The sequence below is a fragment of the Fulvimarina pelagi HTCC2506 genome, assembly GCF_000153705.1.
GTDB classification, from domain to species: domain Bacteria; phylum Pseudomonadota; class Alphaproteobacteria; order Rhizobiales; family Rhizobiaceae; genus Fulvimarina; species Fulvimarina pelagi.
Genome location: NZ_DS022272.1, coordinates 1,361,652 through 1,379,750 on the forward strand (window position 1 = coordinate 1,361,652; position 18,099 = coordinate 1,379,750).

General features: G+C 59.9%; 19 protein-coding genes and 1 tRNA gene. 9 read left to right on the forward strand and 11 right to left on the reverse strand.

Annotated elements, in window-relative coordinates:
* Window positions 1-174 precede the first annotated feature (174 nt).
* From FP2506_RS06395 to rpsU, 3 genes are all read left to right on the forward strand, one after another.
* Window positions 175-387: a cold-shock protein gene (locus FP2506_RS06395; RefSeq protein ID WP_007066602.1), complete on the forward strand. Its 213-nt coding sequence runs from the start codon at window positions 175-177 to the stop codon at window positions 385-387.
* A 131-nt stretch (window positions 388-518) separates the two neighbouring features.
* On the forward strand, window positions 519-815 hold the full coding sequence (locus FP2506_RS06400; RefSeq protein ID WP_007066603.1) for a hypothetical protein: 297 nt from the start codon (window positions 519-521) through the stop codon (window positions 813-815).
* Between the two features lie 94 nt (window positions 816-909).
* Window positions 910-1,137 (forward strand): 30S ribosomal protein S21, encoded by a 228-nt coding sequence (gene rpsU / locus FP2506_RS06405; protein WP_040488968.1) that lies wholly within the window; start codon window positions 910-912, stop codon window positions 1,135-1,137.
* A gap of 156 nt (window positions 1,138-1,293) precedes the next feature.
* On the opposite strand, the gene glmS is transcribed toward rpsU, so the two are convergent.
* The 3 genes from glmS to FP2506_RS06420 form a co-directional block, all read right to left on the reverse strand.
* Window positions 1,294-3,120: a glutamine--fructose-6-phosphate transaminase (isomerizing) gene (gene glmS / locus FP2506_RS06410; RefSeq protein WP_007066605.1), complete on the reverse strand. Its 1,827-nt coding sequence runs from the start codon at window positions 3,118-3,120 to the stop codon at window positions 1,294-1,296.
* Window positions 3,121-3,273: 153 nt separating this feature from the next.
* A complete protein-coding gene (gene glmU / locus FP2506_RS06415; protein ID WP_007066606.1) occupies window positions 3,274-4,635 on the reverse strand; it encodes a bifunctional UDP-N-acetylglucosamine diphosphorylase/glucosamine-1-phosphate N-acetyltransferase GlmU in 1,362 nt (453 codons plus the stop codon).
* A 97-nt stretch (window positions 4,636-4,732) separates the two neighbouring features.
* Complete coding sequence (locus tag FP2506_RS06420) at window positions 4,733-5,473, reverse strand: cytochrome c biogenesis CcdA family protein (RefSeq protein ID WP_007066607.1); 741 nt, start codon at window positions 5,471-5,473, stop codon at window positions 4,733-4,735.
* A gap of 259 nt (window positions 5,474-5,732) precedes the next feature.
* Here FP2506_RS06420 and FP2506_RS06425 point away from each other — a divergent pair.
* Both FP2506_RS06425 and FP2506_RS06430 read left to right on the forward strand, forming a co-directional pair.
* A tRNA-Lys gene (locus FP2506_RS06425) sits at window positions 5,733-5,808 on the forward strand.
* A gap of 258 nt (window positions 5,809-6,066) precedes the next feature.
* The gene (locus FP2506_RS06430) at window positions 6,067-6,324 is read left to right on the forward strand and encodes a hypothetical protein (RefSeq protein WP_007066608.1); all 258 of its coding nucleotides are present in this window, start codon (window positions 6,067-6,069) and stop codon (window positions 6,322-6,324) included.
* Window positions 6,325-6,608: 284 nt separating this feature from the next.
* Here the strand turns inward: FP2506_RS06430 and glgX are convergent, their stop codons facing one another.
* From glgX to pcsA, 3 genes are all read right to left on the reverse strand, one after another.
* Window positions 6,609-8,864: a glycogen debranching protein GlgX gene (gene glgX, locus FP2506_RS06440; RefSeq protein WP_244404260.1), complete on the reverse strand. Its 2,256-nt coding sequence runs from the start codon at window positions 8,862-8,864 to the stop codon at window positions 6,609-6,611.
* Window positions 8,865-9,007: 143 nt separating this feature from the next.
* Entirely contained in the window at window positions 9,008-9,985 is a 978-nt protein-coding gene (locus tag FP2506_RS06445; RefSeq protein WP_007066611.1) for a quinone oxidoreductase family protein, read from the reverse strand.
* Between the two features lie 19 nt (window positions 9,986-10,004).
* Window positions 10,005-10,751 carry a phosphatidylcholine synthase gene (gene pcsA, locus FP2506_RS06450; protein ID WP_040489476.1) on the reverse strand — a complete coding sequence of 249 codons (747 nt, stop codon included), beginning with the start codon at window positions 10,749-10,751 and terminating at the stop codon, window positions 10,005-10,007.
* A gap of 177 nt (window positions 10,752-10,928) precedes the next feature.
* On the opposite strand from pcsA, the gene FP2506_RS06455 reads away from it, so the two are divergent.
* Complete coding sequence (locus FP2506_RS06455; protein ID WP_007066613.1) at window positions 10,929-12,152, forward strand: UbiH/UbiF family hydroxylase; 1,224 nt, start codon at window positions 10,929-10,931, stop codon at window positions 12,150-12,152.
* On the opposite strand, the gene FP2506_RS06460 is transcribed toward FP2506_RS06455, so the two are convergent.
* The gene (locus FP2506_RS06460; RefSeq protein WP_007066614.1) at window positions 12,105-13,067 is read right to left on the reverse strand and encodes an AEC family transporter; all 963 of its coding nucleotides are present in this window, start codon (window positions 13,065-13,067) and stop codon (window positions 12,105-12,107) included. The genes FP2506_RS06455 and FP2506_RS06460 overlap by 48 nt on opposite strands.
* Before the next feature lie 119 nt (window positions 13,068-13,186).
* On the opposite strand from FP2506_RS06460, the gene hspQ reads away from it, so the two are divergent.
* Entirely contained in the window at window positions 13,187-13,510 is a 324-nt protein-coding gene (gene hspQ, locus FP2506_RS06465; protein ID WP_040489477.1) for a heat shock protein HspQ, read from the forward strand.
* A gap of 154 nt (window positions 13,511-13,664) precedes the next feature.
* Window positions 13,665-14,252, forward strand: coding sequence for a PilZ domain-containing protein (locus FP2506_RS06470; protein ID WP_007066616.1), 588 nt, complete (start codon window positions 13,665-13,667; stop codon window positions 14,250-14,252).
* 41 nt (window positions 14,253-14,293) lie between these two features.
* On the opposite strand, the gene FP2506_RS06475 is transcribed toward FP2506_RS06470, so the two are convergent.
* The 4 genes from FP2506_RS06475 to FP2506_RS06490 all read right to left on the reverse strand — a co-directional run bounded on the left by FP2506_RS06475 (window position 14,294) and on the right by FP2506_RS06490 (window position 17,222).
* Entirely contained in the window at window positions 14,294-15,031 is a 738-nt protein-coding gene (locus tag FP2506_RS06475) for an SDR family oxidoreductase (protein WP_007066617.1), read from the reverse strand.
* A 181-nt stretch (window positions 15,032-15,212) separates the two neighbouring features.
* A complete protein-coding gene (locus FP2506_RS06480; protein ID WP_007066618.1) occupies window positions 15,213-15,746 on the reverse strand; it encodes a DUF7282 domain-containing protein in 534 nt (177 codons plus the stop codon).
* A 184-nt stretch (window positions 15,747-15,930) separates the two neighbouring features.
* Entirely contained in the window at window positions 15,931-16,545 is a 615-nt protein-coding gene (locus FP2506_RS06485; protein ID WP_007066619.1) for an alpha-ketoglutarate-dependent dioxygenase AlkB family protein, read from the reverse strand.
* A complete protein-coding gene (locus FP2506_RS06490; protein WP_007066620.1) occupies window positions 16,542-17,222 on the reverse strand; it encodes a helix-turn-helix transcriptional regulator in 681 nt (226 codons plus the stop codon). The genes FP2506_RS06485 and FP2506_RS06490 overlap by 4 nt, the downstream gene beginning before the upstream one ends.
* A 457-nt stretch (window positions 17,223-17,679) precedes the next feature.
* Here FP2506_RS06490 and FP2506_RS06495 point away from each other — a divergent pair, with 457 nt between their 5' ends.
* A complete protein-coding gene (locus tag FP2506_RS06495; RefSeq protein ID WP_007066622.1) occupies window positions 17,680-18,060 on the forward strand; it encodes a septal ring lytic transglycosylase RlpA family protein in 381 nt (126 codons plus the stop codon).
* Window positions 18,061-18,099: the final 39 nt, after the last annotated feature.

The window sequence follows — 18,099 nt, forward strand, 5'->3', positions numbered from 1 at the left end:
GAATCTGCCGTGACTTTGTCGTCGCAGCCGTTCGAACCACTCCTTTCGCCCATTCTTGTGAACGTCCGAACCAATGACACTGCGTCCCGCGGCGTCTGACAATCCATTGTATCCTGCGCTGTGCAGCGATGCAGGCCGTATAGACCATCCGGCGAAACATCAGAAAGGGCTCCCATGAGCCAGACTGGCACGATTAAGTTCTTTAACGAGAGCAAGGGTTTCGGCTTCGTAACGCCCGAGGGCGGTTCGAAGGACGTCTTCTTGCACATATCCGCGCTCGAGCGCTCCGGGATCTCTTCGGTTCAGGAAGGTGATAAAATCACCTTCGACACCGAGCCGGATCCGCGCGGTAAAGGCCCGAAGGCTGTGAACATACAACTCGCCTGACGGGCGCTGTGGGTCGCATTCGATGCGGCCCATTTGCCTACGGGCACATTCACAAAGCGTCAAAGCGGCTCTACGTTACTTAGGGCCGAGTTGGACGTGCGTCGCAATTCATGAGATAAGGACCTCAGGCCATGGACAACTCTCGCATTTCACGCGAAAAGGCCGAGGTCGCTCAGACCGATGGGTCCGTGCCGCATCGCTCCGAAAAGGGCACGGCTGGGATCATCATCGCAACGGAGAATGCTGCGAGGCAGGCCAAGACGGAGCGTCTCAGAGCCGCACGGCTCGCTCGCGTTGAAAGCGAAGAGGTCGAAGTCGTCAAACCTGCATCAAAGCGCCCCCGTCGGAGCGCTGAGAGCAAGTCGGTGAAAGCCAAGGCGCCTAAAAAGCCCACCTCTTCCACACGGAAGAAGGCGGTTGCCGTTTGAACCTTTAGCGGTCGCCCGCTGTTTGTCCTTTTTTACGTCGGTCCACGCCAAGAGGACACGGCAGACGACATGCACTTGAGATGAAGGAGACGTTTTGAAAGTCGACGTTAGAGACAACAATGTTGATCAGGCCTTACGCGCGCTTAAAAAGAAGTTGCAGCGCGAAGGTGTTTTTCGGGAAATGAAAGCGCGGCGTTCATACGAAAAGCCCTCGGAAGAGCGCGCCCGCCGCAAGCAGGAAGCGGTTCGCCGTTCACGCAAGCTAGCCCGTAAGCAGGCTCAGCGCGAAGGACTTCTGCCGAAATCCGGACGCAGCCGCTGATCTCGCACCCCAGCGATCCCAACCGAAGATAGTTGCGGGCGGACATGCCGCCCCGTTTGGACGGCGCCCGTTGTGGCGCCGTTATTCGTCTATGAAAGGTGCAAGGACGGTTGCGCCAATGACTTGGCTACAGGCAGTCCACCAGCCACCCTGGCCCTATTCTACCGTCACCGACTTTGCGAGGTTGCGCGGTTGGTCGACATCCGTACCCATTTGCACGGCTGTATGATAAGCTAGAAGTTGCAGCGGAATAGAATAGACGATTGGCGTCAGGATTTCCGGCATCCGCGGCATGACAATCGTATGGGCCTCGTCCACCACCTTGGCTTCAGCGCCCTTGCGGTCCGTCAGGAGAATGATGTCGCCGCCTCGTGCCGCGACCTCCTGGACGTTGGAAGCGGTTTTCTCGAAGCTCCGGTCGTGCGGCGCGATAACGACGACAGGCATGGTATCGTCGATGAGCGCGATCGGCCCGTGCTTCAGTTCGCCCGCCGCGTAGCCTTCTGCGTGGATATAGCTGATCTCTTTGAGCTTCAGGGCGCCCTCGAGAGCAAGCGGATAGGAGAAGCCGCGACCGAGGAAGAGCGCGTGCTTTTTCGTAGCCATCTCTCGCGAAAGCTGGTCGATCTGATCTTCGAGATGGAGTGCTTCGTTAACGAGTCGCGGCGTCTCCTGAAGCGTCTTGGTGAACTCCATCTCCTGGGCCTCAGAAATCCGGCCGCGTGCGACACCCGCGCGGATCGACAATGCGGCGAGAGCCATCAGCTGGCAGGTGAAGGCCTTGGTCGAGGCAACGCCGATCTCAGGGCCGGCGAGGGTTGGCAGGACGTGGTCCGTTTCTCGAGCGATAGTCGATTCATCGACATTGACGATCGCGGCCGTCTGAAGGCCCTCAGCCTTCGCATGGCGTAGCGAAGCCAGCGTATCGGCAGTCTCGCCCGACTGGGAAACAAAGAGCGCAAGGTCCACATCTTCGAGTGGGCTCTCCCGGTAGCGAAATTCCGAGGCGACATCGAGATCGCAAGCTATCCTTGCGTAGCGCTCGAAGTAGTACCGCCCGACAAGTGCGGCGTAGAAGCCGGTCCCGCAGGCCGAAAGAGCCATCCGCTTCACGCTCGAAAAATCGATCGAGGCGCTTGCCGGCAGGCGCGTCTTTCCCGTTGTCAGATCGACGAAGGAACCGAGTGTATGGCCGATGACCTCCGGCTGCTCGTAGATCTCCTTGAGCATGAAATGCCGGTAATTGCCCTTGTCGACGTAGTGGCTCTTACTGGTCGAGCGCTTAACTGCCCGATCGACTGGATTACCGAGTTCGTCGAAGACATCGATGCAATGCCGGGTCAGCACGGCGAGATCGCCCTCTTCAAGGTAGCGGATGCGGTCAGTGAAGGGCGACAAAGCAATAGCGTCCGAGCCAAGGAACGTCTCGCCGTCGCCGTCGCCGACCACTAGGGGCGAGCCGCGCCGTGCGCCAATCAACTGACTCTCGTCGCCATCGAAAAGAAAGGCGAGCGAAAATGCGCCTTCAAGGCGAGCAAGGGCCTGCTGGACAGCCTCTTTGGGTGGTCGGCCACTCGACATCTCGCGAGTGACGAGATGGGCGACGGTCTCGGTGTCCGTCTGGCTTTCGAATACGGTACCGTCGGCTTCGAGCTCGCTGCGAAGCTCGCGATAGTTCTCTATGATTCCATTATGGACGACTGAAAGCAGTTTGGTCTGGTGGGGATGGGCGTTAGGCTCGCTCGGGCCCCCATGGGTCGCCCATCGGGTATGGCCAATGCCGATCGTTCCCAAGCGCGGGTTCTCGGCGAGCTTGTTCGTCAGATTGATCAGTTTGCCTTCGGCGCGGAGCCGCGACAGCGAGCCGTTTTCGATCGTGGCGATGCCGGCCGAGTCATAGCCGCGGTATTCGAGCCGCTTCAGACTGTCGATCAGCCGTTCCGCTACCGGTTCGGAACTGACGATCCCGATAATGCCGCACATGAAGACCAACCCTGGTTCGTGTCGTTGTTAGCGAGAGACCGCGCTGACGGTCTTCTTTTGAACTTCAATAGCGCAACGCCCGAATTCCGCACGTCACAAAGAATGACCTCGGATTACAGGGTTAAGATGACGTTCGGTGAGCCGCATCGCGGTCTAGTTTTCGCCCTTCTTCGCCGCCTTCGCCGCCGCGTTACGTTCGGCGATCTGCTTACCGAGTTCGGGCTTGTTCACCTGTCGGCCGCGGCCGAGCCCGAGCGCGTCGTCCTCGACGTCTTCGGTGATGACGCTACCCGAGCCGATATAGGCCCCGTTTCCGATCCTCACTGGTGCGACAAGGGCCGAGTTGGAACCGATGAAGGCGTTGGCGCCTATCTCGGTCAGGTGTTTCAAGGCACCGTCGTAATTGCAGGTGATCGTGCCGGCGCCGATGTTGGCCGCCGCGCCGACCTTGGCATCGCCGATATAGCTCAGATGATTTACCTTGGCGCCGGCAGCTATGTCAGCCTGCTTGACCTCGCAGAAATTGCCCACCTTGGAATTCTCGCCAAGATTGGCCCCCGGGCGTAGACGCGCGAAGGGGCCGACGGAAGCGCCAGCCCCAATCCGCGCGCCCTTGATATGAGAAAACCCGTGGATCAACGCGTTCGCTTCGATGATCACCCCCGGCCCGAAGATGACGTTCGGCTCGATCGTCACGTCCTCGGCGATTTCGGTGTCATAGGCGAAATAAACGCTCTTGGGGTCTGTCAGCGTCGCGCCTCCGATCATGGCGCGCTCTCGGGCGACATCCTGCCAGAGCGACTCGACCTCGGCGAGTTCGGAGCGGTTGTTGACGCCGATGGTCTCGGCGACAGGAGCTTCGATGGCGGTCACCCGGTGGCCATCCGCACGAGCGATCGCGACGAGATCGGTGAGATAATATTCGCCCTTCGCGTTGTCGTTGCCGATCTTATCGAGCATAGCGAGCGCACCCCAACCGGCGAAGGCCATGATGCCGGCGTTGCAGAACCCAATGGCGCGTTCTAACTCGCTCGCGTCCTTGTGTTCACGAATGGCGACGAGTTCGCCTTCCTCCTCGATCAAGCGCCCGTATCCCGTTGGGTCCGCGGGCCGGAAGCCGATAACGCAGACGCCGGCGCCACCCGCCAGCTCGCCGCGGGCCCTCATCAGCGTATCTTCGGTCAACAGCGGCGTATCGCCGAAGAGGACAACGATATCGTCAAATCCTTGCATAATCGCACTTCGTGCTGCGAGTACAGCATGGCCGGTGCCGAGGCGTTCGTCCTGCCTGAAGGGTTGTACATTGGGCGCATCTTCGCGAACGGCGTCCGCCACTGCCTTTCCGTCCCTTCCAACGACTACCGCGAGCTGCGCAGCCCCGGCCGAAAGTGCCGCGCGGGCAACATGGCGAACAAGCGGCAGATGGCCGACCTCGTGCAGAACCTTTGAGCGAGACGAGCGCATGCGGGTGCCCTCGCCGGCCGCGAGGATGATCGTAAGACAGGTGCGAGACATTCCGGTTCCGGGCCGAGAAGATGGTTTTGCCGACGCTGCGGCGCCGCGCGAGCGCTTCTCTCACAAAGCAGCCGGTCTTGGGAAGATGCCGAGGCCGTCAGCCGATCGTCTGGAGTGTCGGAAAGGTTTCAAGTAGCCAGAATGACATCCATTGAATGCCGCCCGTGAGGAATAGAAAGCCGGTGACAACGAGAAGGCCGCCCATCGTACGCTCCACCGTTTTCAAGTGCCGGCGAAAGCCGCCGAGCCAGGAGAGGAACGCGCCGGAAAACGTGGCTGCCAGAATGAACGGAACGCCAAGACCGGCCGAATACACCGCGAGCATGAACGCGCCTTCGCCTACCGTGTCGCGAGATCCTGCTAGACCGAGGATCGCGCCAAGGACGGGACCAATGCAAGGTGTCCAGCCGAAAGCGAAGGCAAGGCCCATCAGATAGGCGCCAACTACGCCGGCAGGGCTGTCCGGACCCCGGAAGCGCTTCTCGCGAGCGAGGAAACTCAAGCGGAAGACGCCGAGAAAGTTCAGCCCCATGACGATGATGGCGATGCCGGCGACGATGCCGAGCCAACTGAGGTTGTGTCGAAGCAGCCCGCCGATCGTGCTCGCACCCGCGCCCAGCGCCACGAAGACCGTCGAGAAGCCAAGGACGAAGACAACGCTTGCCAGAAGGAGCCGGCCCTGACGAACGGACTCGCTTCTTGCGCCGGCTCTCAGATCGTCCGCCGATACGCCGGCCATATAGCACAGATATGGCGGGACGAGAGGCAGGACGCAGGGCGAGAGGAAAGACAAGGCGCCCGCCAACAGTGCGGTCGGATAGGACAGTTCACTCAGCACGTTACGCAGCTCTCGTTCTTGGCATGCCTGTCGTTTTTACACTTCGAATTGGTTTTCGCGGAAGAACGCTGAACGGTTACGCCCTGTAGGAACCCTCGCAGGAGTAGCCGTAAAGGTCCATTCTGCGCTGGCTGTCATAGACCACCGGCATGTTCCCCACCAAACGGCAAAAGCGTCGCGCCGCGCCGATTGCCGGTTGACCTAATCAAACGGCGTTTTTAAGAAGCGCCACAGAAGGCTGGGTTCTGTCCGGCCCTTCGGGCGCGTAGCTCAGTTGGTAGAGCAACGGACTTTTAATCTGTAGGTCCAGGGTTCGAGTCCCTGCGCGCCCACCAAGTCTCACCACCCCAGCAGCACTTTTTGTGGCCAGCCGTCACGCTTTCGTTCGAAGCGCCAGTGGCATGCCGGCGGCATCTCGCTGCGCGCCATCGCCGAAGAAAGGTCAACGAGGGCATTCGGATGCGTTTGCTTCAGACGTTTTGATTGTCGACACGAAAATTTGCTCGATTACGATGATTGGTTGATCTTGCCGAGACATGGTGACGAGGAGCAGCTATCCTGATCATCAAGTCCCATTGTTCGGAGCCATTCCAATGCGCCTGACCCTCCCTGTCGCTGCTTTCGCGGGCCTTCTCTTCGCGACAGCCGCTTTCGCAGACTCAACCGCCGGTACGGTCGCGGCCTTCGACCGTGTCGACAGCATCATTGTCCTCACGGACAAGTCCATCTGGGATGTGTCCTCGCTTAAGGATCAACTACCGGAAGGGCTCAAGGCTGGCGATAAGATCAATATCGTCTACCAGTCGGCTGGCGATAGTGGTGTCGGCAAGCTTGTGTCGATCAAGCGATAGTACCGCGTCGCCAGCACCTCAGCGCGTAGGAGCCGAGGCATGTATCTCGATGAGAAAAACGAGTGGCGGCCGCCGGAGCGACGGTCGCGCCCCTCCCCTCCACAGATCACCGAGCGCCAGCAAAGGGTGCTCGGATGGCTGATCATGGCAAACGTGGTTGGGTTGTTGGTGGCACCGGTTGGCGGCGCTAGCATCATCCATGCAGTCAGCCTCTGGTTTACGAGCTGACGACTGAGATGCTCCGACTGTCGGACGCGCCGCGAGCGGCGCGTCCCATTCCTTGTTTACCGGAGCGGCAACGGGTCGCCAGCAGCCTTGGCGAGAGCCTCGCGGATGTAGGCGAACGAGCGGATCGCCTCTTCCTGTCCCTCCTCGTTCCTGTCTGGTTCGACGAGGAACATCAGGAAGGATCGGCCGGTGACCATATAGTCATGACCGAAGTCTAGGGGCTCGAACTCGAATTCATCCGGTGTGTTCGTATCGAAAACACGCTGCCAACGCAGGCCCCCGGCGGCCTCGGGAAGCTTGAAGTTCACGACATCATCGTGAGAGTTCATGACAAGAAGCATGGTCGCGTCCGTGCCAAGGCGGCGGATACCGGTGGACTGAGCGCGGCCATCAAGCAGGACGCCGAAGCATTTCGCCGCCGGATCCTCCCAATCGTCGTCTTCGAACTCCTCGCCGTCCGGCCTGATCCACGCGACGTCCTTCACTCCAAGTTCGTCGTCATAGGTGCCATGCAGGAATGTTCCGCGCCTCAGGATCGGCAAGCTTTGCCTCAGTCTGATGAGCTGCTGGACGAAACGAGCAAGCTGGCGCGACTCCTCCGGAGCGTTCCAGTCGATCCAGCCGATCTTGTTGTCTTGGGCGTATGCATTGTTGTTACCGCCCTGCGAGCGGGCAAATTCATCGCCGGCGAGGATCATCGGTGTGCCGCGGGAGAAAAGGAGCGTCGCGAAGAAGTTCCGCATTTGTCGCAGACGAATGTCTTTGATCTCCTCGTCGTCGGTCTCGCCTTCGACCCCGTAATTATAGGAGAGGTTATGGTCGTGCCCGTCCTGATTGTTCTCGCCGTTCGCCTCGTTGTGCTTCTCGTTATAGGTGACAAGATCCTTCAGCGTGAAACCGTCATGCGCGGTGATGAAATTCACGCTCGCCCATGGTTTCCGGCCGCGACTGTCGAAGAGATCGGCTGAAGCGGAAAGTTTTCCGGCGAGCTTTGGAATGAAACCCTCGTCGCCACGCCAATACGCGCGCACGATGTCGCGATAGGTGTCGTTCCATTCGGCCCAACCCGGGGGAAAACGGCCCACCTGATAGCCGCCCGGCCCGCAGTCCCACGGTTCAGCGATGAGCTTGACCTGCGATAGGAGCGGGTCCTGCATGCAGGCATGGAGGAAGCTGGACTCCTGCGAGAAACCACTCGGTTCGCGGGCAAGGATCGTCGCAAGATCGAAGCGGAAGCCGTCGACACGCATTTCCCCGGCCCAGTAGCGCAAAGAATCCGTCACCATCTGCATGACGCGCGGATGGCTGGTGTTGACCGTGTTCCCGGTGCCGGTGTCGTTGATGTAGTAGCGCGGCTGATTCGGCAGCAGGCGGTAATAGGCGGCGTTGTCGATCCCCTTGAAGGAGAGGGTCGGCCCCTTCTCGTTGCCCTCGGCGGTATGGTTGTAGACGACGTCGAGGATCACCTCGAGGCCGGCATTGTGATAGGTCGCGACGAGCTCCTTGAACTCGTTGACGATCGGCGAGGCGAGATAGCGTGGGTCGGGCGCGAAAAAGCCGATCGTGTTGTAGCCCCAGTAGTTCCGGAGCCCCTGATCGACGAGATAGCTGTCGTCGACGAGGGCGTGGATCGGCAGGAATTCGACCGAGGTTACGCCGAGCGAGCGGATGTAGTTGACCACGTCGCGGTTCATGAGACCGGCGAACTTGCCGCGATCGAAATCCGTCACCGAAGGATGGCGCTGGGTGAAGCCTTTGACGTGGGTCTCGTAAAAGATCGTCCGATCCCACGGCACGTTGGGCTTGCGCTCCTCGCCCCAGGTAAAGGCCGGATCGACGACGACGCAACGCGGCATGAAGGGCGCCGAATCGCGCTCGTCGTAGGAGAGGTCCTCGTCCTTGTGGCCGATCGTATAGCCGAACAGCGCGTGGTCCCACTTCACCTCGCCGCGAAGCTGCTTGGCATAGGGGTCGATCAGCAGCTTGTTGGGGTTGAAGCGGTGGCCAACATCGGGCTCGTAGGGGCCGTGGACGCGGTAGCCGTAGATGAGGCCCGGCCGCGCTTCCGGCAGATAGCCATGATAAATTTCGTCCGTGTATTCCGGCAGTTCGATGCGCTCGATCTCGGTTTTGCCGTCGGGTGAGAAAATACAGAGTTCGACCTTGGTGGCGTGCGCGGAGAAGATCGCGAAATTTACGCCCAGCCCGTCCCATGTCGCGCCGAGCGGATAGGGTCGGCCTTCGCGGACTCGCCATGCCGGACGGACCGCGCCCCGCTGATGCGAGGCTTTCGTGTTGGGTGTGATGTGGATGGTCAAACGGGTGCCCCGCAGCGCAAGAGGAGTAACTTCGCTTCAATCGCTCATGCGGCCGGGTGTTCCATTGTGCGACGCAAAAACTTGAGCGTCGGGAGGGCGCCGGGCGCCCTCTCCGATCATTGTCTCGCTAGCGGGCATCAGCCTATTGTGAGAATCGTCGTGCCGGTGGTCTTGCGGCCTTGGAGATCGCGGTGCGCTTGGACAGCCTCCGACAGCGGGTAGGTCTGCCCGATCTCGATCTTTACCGCGCCTGACTTCACCATCGAGAAGAGATTCTTCGCGCAGTCGAGCAGTTCTTCGCGCGTCGCAGTGTAGTTGAACAGGCTCGGGCGCGTGAGGAACAGCGAACCTTTTTTGTTCAGGACACCGGTCGAAACGGGTGGCACGACGCCGGAGGACTGGCCGAAGGTTACGATCATACCGAGCCGCTTCACGCAATCGAGGCTGCCCTCGAAAGTGTCCTTACCAACCGAATCGTAGACGACGTCGCACTTCTTGCCGTCAGTGAGATCGGCAACGCGTTCAACGAAGTCCTCTTCCCGGTAGTTTATGACGTGATCGTAGCCATTTGCTTTGGCAAGTTCGCATTTCTCCGGACTGCCTGCGGTGCCAATTACCGTCGCACCAAGATGTCTCGCCCATTGGCCGGCAATCAGTCCGACTCCGCCCGCTGCGGCATGGAAGAGCAGGGTTGTGTCTCTTGCGACCTTGAAGGTTCGGTTGAGGAGGTATTCGGCTGTCATCCCCTTAAGCATCATACCAGCGGCGGTCTCGTCGGAAACTCCGTCGGGAATGGGCACGACTTTTGCGGCTTCGATGATCAATTCTTCGGCGTATGAACCGTCGGCCGCGGCATAGGCGACCCGGTCGCCCTCTTTAAGATCGCTGACGCCTGCCCCAACAGCATCTACAATGCCCGCGCCCTCTTTGCCTGGCGTGAAGGGGAAGCTCGGTGCGGGATAGGTGCCGTCGCGAAAGTATGTGTCGATGAAATTGACGCCGATGGCTGTCTGACGAACTCTGATCTGGCCCTCGCCTGGTGCAGGGAGGTCGATTTCCTCCCACTTCATCACCTCCGGCGCCCCCGTTTCGTAAATGCGTATCGCCTTCGTCATGGTTTTGCTCCCCGAAATCTTAGTTTTTGCTCGGTGCTTCCTCGTCCGGTGTGACCCCGGTGAACTTGTCGTAAAGCTGGAAGAAGCCGCCGATGGCGAAAAGGTAGAGGCCGGAGGCCACGAGTCCCGCCTTGACGCTGAAAGAAGGCTGGAGTCCCTGGATGAGTGCCACGATACCCAGCACTGACCAGACCGCGAAAACGGTCAGGTTAATTGCACGCCAGCGTCGAACGCGCACCGGATGGAGGAACTTTATCGGCAGGAAGGTCGCTACGGCGCACAGCACCACGAAAAGAAATGCCGTCAGCTCGTTCGGATTGATCGCGAAAAGCGTGAAGACCAACATGTTCCAGCACACTGGAAAGCCGCGAAAGAAGTTGTCCTTCGTCTTCATCCGGAGGTCTGCGTAATAGATCGCACTGGTAATCACGATCAGTGCGGCTGCCACGAATGAAAGCGGCCTCCCGATGATGCCGGAGTGATAGAGTGCGACCGCCGGAATGAGGCTGAAGGTCGAATAGTCGATCACCGAATCGAGCATGTCGCCGGACCAGTTCGGAAGCCGGCGCTTGATCTCAAACTTCCTCGCGATCGGGCCATCGATTCCGTCGACGAACAGACCGACGCCGAGCCATAGGAAGGCATCGACGAATCGTCCCTCACCCGCTGCGATGAGGGACAAGAAGGCGAAAAAAGCGCCTGTCGCAGTGAAGATGTGAACGAGAAAGGCCCGCCATTGCGCAAATCGGCTCAGATTGAAGGACATGAAGTCGAAGGCACCTTTGTCGTGGTCACAAGCGCTGCAATCTGTCGCTGCATGAAGAGTCATCGTGCTTATGGACATAGCAGCATTCGCTTGTAATTCGCGGGGTCTGGGAACGAATTTTCGGTCCTGCCTTTCAACCGAAGCAGCGACTGAAACCTTCAGAGGCGAAAGGAAGTCATGGAAAAGCGCGAAATCGCCGTCGTCGGTGGCGGGTTGGCCGGAAAAGCCATGGCGATCGCCCTCGCCCAGTCCGGCTTTGACACGGTTCTCATCGCCCCTTCCGGGAAGTCCGACACACGCACGACTGCGCTGATTGGCTCGTCGATGGCGTTTCTCGAACGCATCGGTCTGGAGGCAAACGTCAGTGCAAAAGCTGAGCCACTTGCCGTCATGCGTCTGATCGACGACACGGGCCGGCTCCTTCGCGCGCCGAGCATCGAGTTCCGGGCGACGGAGATTGACCTGCCTGCCTTCGGATACAACATCAAAAACCGAGATCTTGCGGAGATCCTGGACGAGGCTGCCGGTAAAGAAGGAAATCTCGAACGGCGTGACGCAAGTGCCACCGCCTTCGAGACAGATCGAGATGGAGCCGTGGTTCGCCTGTCCGACGGCGAAGAAATCGGCGTGAGCCTGGTCATTGCAGCCGATGGGCGGAAATCTGCGATGCGCGAAGCTGCCGGCATCAAAACCCGCACCTGGCGGTATCCGCAAACGGCACTCGTGCTCAACATTTCGCACGCTGTCTCGCACAATTCGGTCTCGACAGAATTTCACACCCGAACCGGACCTTTCACGCAGGTACCGATGCCAGGTCGCAACTCTGCGATCGTTTGGGTCGAGAAGCCCGACCTCGCCGAACTTTATGTCGATCTGAAACACGAGAAGCTCGAACGCATCATCGAAGACAAGATGCATTCGATTCTTGGGAAGGTCACGATCGAAAGCGAAATCAGTGCTTTCCCGCTCTCAAGCGCAACGGTGGAGCGCCTCACGGACGAACGCTTGGCCCTCATTGGCGAAGCAGCCCACGTGTTTCCCCCGATCGGTGCCCAAGGGCTCAACCTCGGCTTGCGCGACTGCAGCGTCCTACTCGACTGCCTGGAAGAAAGCCGCGACGATCCCGGCCGGCGTTCGACCCTCCTACGTTTCGAAGCCAAGCGCCGCGGCGACGTTTCAAGTCGCACAGCCGGCGTGGACGCCCTGAACCGGTCGCTCCTCACTGACTTCCTGCCGATCCAACTCGGCCGGTCCGTCGGACTCACCGCGATGGCGGCATCGTCTCAGCTGCGACGTTTTGCAATGCGCGAAGGCGTGTCGCCGGGAGCCGGGTTCTTCGGTCTGCCGAAGACGCTAAGTGAATGGGCTCGTCGGAAGCAGTCCTTCGGTAATGAGATATAGGAACAGGGCCACGCTCAGCACCGAAAACGCAGTGGAAACGAGGACAGTCGCCGAAGCGCGCTCGATCCAGACATCATATTGCTGGGCGAGCACGAAAACGTTCGTCGCCGCTGGCAATGATGCCATCAGCATGGCCGTGTGCACCCAGACCGGATCGACGTCCGGGACGAAGCCGAGCAAAAGCCAGATGATCATCGGGTGAACGACAAGCTTGATCGGCACCAGCCAGGCGAGCTCCACGGGCACGCGCTTCAGCCGCCGAAGTGCCAGCGTCACGCCCATTGCGAAGAGCGCGCAAGGGGCGGCAGCATCGGCGAGGAGATTGAGGAAGCGCTCGGCGGGTTCAGGTGGCTCGAACCCGATGATCGCGGCGCCGACGCCGAAGATGGTCGCGATGATAAAGGGGTGGGTGAAAATACGCCGTAGCGCCTCGCCCGCGAGGCTTCCGACGGTCGCACCACCGCCGGCGGCAAGCGCCATGAGGAGCGGCGCCATGGTGAAGTGCAGGATGTTGTCGAAGCAGAAGATCAGCGCCACCGGTACCGCCGCGCCGCTGCCGAAGGCCGCCAACGCGAGACCCGGGCCCATATAGCCGATATTGCCGTAGGCGCCCGCAAAGCCCTGGATCGTAGACGCGGCGAGATCGCCACGCGTTTTCCAAAGGCCGAGGGCAACAGTTCCGGCAAAGGCGGCGAAAGTGCCAGTGGTCGTTGCGGCGATGAAGCCGATCCGCGTCAATTCTTCAACAGGCGTTTTCGACAGAAGCTGAAAGAACAACGCCGGCAGCGCGAGATAGATGACGAAGACGTTGAGCCAGGCGAGGCCCGAAACCGGATGATCGACGAGGCGCCCTGTCAGGAAGCCAAGGGCAATGAGACCGAAGAACGGCGCGATGAGGCCGAAGATTTCGAGCATCGGAGGGCGATATGTCCGGTCGGAAGGCCGGAACCGCCAGTGCGCCGAAATGCGTTCGGTTCTTGCGTGCCGGCCCGGAACTTGGCTATTGCGGTCGACGTAACGGAGTTGAGTTCTCGATGCAAACCGCACGCTTCTTCATAGGTCAGATCGTCAAGCACCGGGTCTATCCGTTCCGGGGTGTGATCTTCGATGTGGATCCGGTCTTCGACAACACCGAGGAATGGTACGAGGCGATTCCTGCTGAAGTGCGACCGCGAAAGGATCAGCCCTTCTATCACCTCTTCGCGGAGAACGCCGAAACCGAATACGTCGCTTACTGCTCGGAGCAGAACCTCGTGCCAGACGAAAGCGGCCAGCCGGTACGCCATCCCCAGATCCGCGAGATGTTCGATGGGCCCTTCGAGGGTGCCTACAAGCTGAAAGCGCCGATCCATAACTGAGCGAAGCAATCGCTAACGCTTCCGCAAACGGTGACACCTTTTGCAGAAAAGTGAGCGAAACAGCGCTTTACTCGAACAATTGTTAACCATCCGGTCCCACATTGCTTGCGCAAAGGCTTCGCGACGCGCGTCAGTACCAAGGGAGACAGCCGGGATGGCGTTCGAAATCTCAAGCTCGGAAGGCGAGTACAGCGCAGTCTCCGTCGATATCCTCGGACGGTTCATGCGGTCGGACACCTCCGAGTATCCCTGTCGGATTGAGGAGATGTCGCCCGGGGCGGTGCAGGTCATTGCACCCGTTGCGCCCGACATACGCGAACGAATCATCGTCTACGCCGATCACGTGGGACGCCTCGAGGGAGAAGTCGCGGAGCTGTTCGAAGGTGGCTTTTGCTTGAAGACGCTGGCTTCAGAGCGCCGACGGGAGAAGCTCGCTGCCAAGCTGACGTGGCTGACCAATCGCCAGCTCCTCAACCTTCCGGAAGACCGCCGGCACGAACGTGTCCAGCCTGAAAACCCTTTCCGGGACATCGTGCTCGATGATGGCCGACGCTATAAGGTCAAGATCATCGACCTGTCGCTGTCCGGCGCCGCGCTTCAATCTAAGGTACGGCCGGTCATCGGCACTTCGATTACACTCGGTGCGATGCCCGGTCGGATCATCCGGTATCTAGAGGATGGTTTTGCCGTTGAGTTTTCGAGCGTCCTCAACGAGGATTCTCTACACCGACTCTTCCGCTGACGGGAGTTCGCTGTCCTCTTCGTGGGCGTCTCGTTCGGCAGCTATCCGCGGCCGATGAACGGCATCTTTGTCGCCATGACCGTCATGAATTGAACATTCGTGTCGAGCGGCAGCTTCGCCATGTGGAGGACGGACGTTGCCACATGCTCCACGTCCATCACGGCTTCGGCGGCGATCGATCCGTCGGCCTGGGGAACGCCCTCGGTCATTTTTTGCGCCATCTCGGTGAGAGCGTTGCCAATATCGATCTGACTGCAGGCGATATCGAACTTGCGCCCGTCTAGGCTGAGCGAACGGGTCAGGCCGGTCACAGCGTGCTTCGACATCGTGTAGGGAACCGAGCCCGGACGCGGGGCATGCGCCGAGATCGAGCCGTTATTGATGATCCGTCCGCCCTGAGGCTGCTGCCGTCGCATCAGCGCGAAGGCGGCGCGGGCACAGAGGAACATGCCGGTGATGTTGATCGACGAAACCTTCATCCAGTCGTCGACCGCAATCTCGTCGATCGGCGCACCGGCTACGTTGACGCCGGCATTGTTAAAGAGGACGTCGAGACGGCCGAAGCGATCGGCAATCGCGACGAAAGCTGTTTCCACCGCTCGCGGGTCGGACACATCCGCCGGCAGAACGAGCGAGGTCTCCTCGTAGCCCGTTGCCGTCCCGCGCAGCGGCTCTTCGCGTCGCCCGATCAGCGCGACATTCCACCCCTCTTCGAGGAATGCGCGCGCACATGCTTTGCCAATACCGCTACCGGCGCCCGTCACTAGAATCGTCTGCACTGGAATCCACCTCGCATGAATACCTTCGGCCCGGTCCGGACCGAAGCGGATTCGATTTCGACGACAACGGGTATCCTCTGATTGCGACCAAGGCCAGTGTTCTCTTGGCGATGTTGAGCGTCCACGCATGAAAAAAGCGGCCCCGCAGGACCGCTTTTCGATGCGACGAAGATACCTTGATTTATTGGGCCGTTGCGCCCGATTCGCCCATCGGCGCGTCACCTTCCATCATCTCGCCCTCTGCCGGCTCCATGCCACCTTCGGGCTGCATTTCGCCGGAGTTCATTCCGCCTTCCGACTCCATGCCGGCAGGCGTTCCGACCCGGAAAACCTTAACGACCGGTGCGCCGTTCGCCATGGTTGGGGTATCGACTTCGGTCGAGCCTTCGCCGAAGTCGTACGTATCGTTGCCGTTCGTTTCGTCGTGCAGCATTGCGGCGTAGCTCATGCCGGGCTCAAGTGCCATGTCGGTAGTCACGCTCACATCGGCATTCTCACCCGCCATGACGGCAGTGTGCCCGATCGACTGCGGCACGACGGGCTGACCGTCCTGAACCTGATGAATCACAAGATAGCCCGCACTCGTCGCGGTGACAGACGGCAACGTAACCGAGCTGCCCTGAGCGACCGCGCCGTTGACGTCGATCGACTGCGCGAAGGCTGCAGTCCCGAACGCGACGAGCATTCCTGCGGTCGTCGTCATGAGAGTCTTCATGAAGTTTCTCCCTGCATTGGTTCCGATTGTCCGGGGATCGCAAACGCTCATCAGCGTGATCGGCGAAGGCCCCGATCCGACCTGAGGAAAATCGTTCCGGTTAGCGTTCGTTCCAATCAGATGGAAATCTCTCGGAAGACTCAGCTTTGGTCGCGCATCATTTGCACTAGTCGAGATACGAGCTTCAGGCTGGTTTGGTGACACGCCGAAGCGTTAGGTTGATCCGGCCGCCGTTCTTCAGAAGCGTCGACGTCGACGGATAAATGCGGTCGACACCGTGAAAACTCAGGCGCCCTTCCCCACCAAGGATCACCACATCGCCCGAACGCAGCTTGATCGAAGTCGTCCGCCCGTCGCGGTCCCGTTCGCCGACGCGGAACAGACAGTCGTCGCCGAGCGAAACCGACACGACAGGTGCAGTGAAATCTTCTTCGTCCCGATCCTGGTGGAGACCCATCTTCGCCGTTTCCGAATAGAAGTTGACGAGGCAGGCCTCCGGGGGCGCGTCGTGCCCACTCACCTCCTTCCAGAGCTTGAGGAGCCGTTCAGGTATAGGCGGCCAGACCTCTCCGCTGTCCGGGTGGCGGGCCTGGTACCGATAACCGGACCGGTCGGCTACCCAGCCGAGTTCACCGCAGTTCGTCATCTTCACCGAAAGCGGCTTGCCGGAGCGCGGCATGACCGGCTGGAACAGCGGCGCTGCTCGCACCACAGATCGGACATCCTCGACGAGATCCTCTTGCTCGCGCCGGCCGAGATGGCCCGGAATATGCCGGACCCCTTTCGGCAGCACGTTCACGAGAGATAACCGAGTTGCGCGGCCATCGCGACAGTATGAGTCCGATTGGACGCATCGAGCTTCCGCTGAGCCGCGGTGAGGTATTGGGAAATCGTATACTCAGAAAGGCTCAGCACGATGCCGATTTCTGAGGACGTTTTACCGAGCATCGCGAGCCTGAGGCAGTCGCGCTCACGTGGCGTCAGCGGATTGTTCCTGCGATTCTCGTCGAAGCGCACCGCTGCGAGCATTCCAAAGAACACGAAGGCGAATGACTGCATTTCATAAATCACGGTGCGACTCGGAAGAGCGTTTGGTCCGGCGAAACTGAGTGCGCCGCACATCGCTGTCATGCCATGGACCGGGAGCAAGACACCTTCCGACCATCCTGCCTCGGCAACGAGTCTGGCGCCTTTGGAAGGCTTGGGATCCGAGATGCCGTAAAGCGTGTCGATGTCCCATTCGAAAGGCATAGGATCCGTCGAAAGCGTCGCGACGACGACCTTGTGACGATGGAGCTCAGCGGCCTCGTAAGACCGTTGAAACCCGTGGGACCAATTGCCCATAAGATAGCGCGTCTGCAAACCCTGCTCGTCGGTCGATGGCAGTGCTAGCGCCGCGGCATAGGTGAAGCCGTACGTATTGCCTGCCATAGCCAAGGCCGCCTCGAGATCGGCCTCGTTCCATGGCTGTCGCATGGTCGTCAAATTGATTATTGGCGACGTCACCCAGGCGACCCCGCATCGCTGCGTATGAGCCCGACCGGACGAATCCCCGTTTGCATCGCCGTGCTTTTCATCGCCGCATCGCCTCTCGTTCGGGCCCGCTCATCCTCGTGATCCAGCGCGCCATTCCGTGCCCGACCGATTCAGCAAGAGATCGGTGTGTTTGGCAACCGCTGTTTTCACCGCAAATGTCGAATTGCTCCTAATGCCCGTGCTGCGATCTCGCTCGGTTGGATGAAGTTCCAAAAAGTTCCCGCATTGCACAAAATCACCTCTTCGCAGACGCAAAGAGATCACGTTTCTGTCAAGAAACTCCTCGATAGGAGCTTCGTCAGCGGCAACGAGGGGCCCGGGGGCCAGCCGCCGCGATCGAATGGGGTAGCGCACATGTCCATGATGGGCGGAGCGCTTGGAATGAATGAGAATACGCATGAAGATCACCGCTAAGACCATCCTCGCCGCAGCCGTTCTGGCCTTTGCTTCCGCTGGTTCGACTGTCGTTCTGACCGAGACCGCCGCCGCCGCTTCTGCTGGTGGCCATGCTTCCTACTACGGCAAACGCTTCCATGGCCGCACCACGGCAAATGGCGAAACCTTCAACATGAATGCCATGACCGCTGCGCATAAGACGCTTCCGTTCGGCACTAAGGTGAAGGTCACGAACCGCAACAACGGCAAGTCCGTCGTTGTGCGCATCAATGATCGTGGTCCGTTCGTCGGGGGCCGTGTCATCGATCTTTCCCGCGGCGCCGCTGCGAAGATCGGCATGATTAATTCCGGCACCGCTGACGTCAGCATCGATATTCTCTAAGAACAACGGGAAAAGAGCGAGGCTCGAACGAAAGGCGAG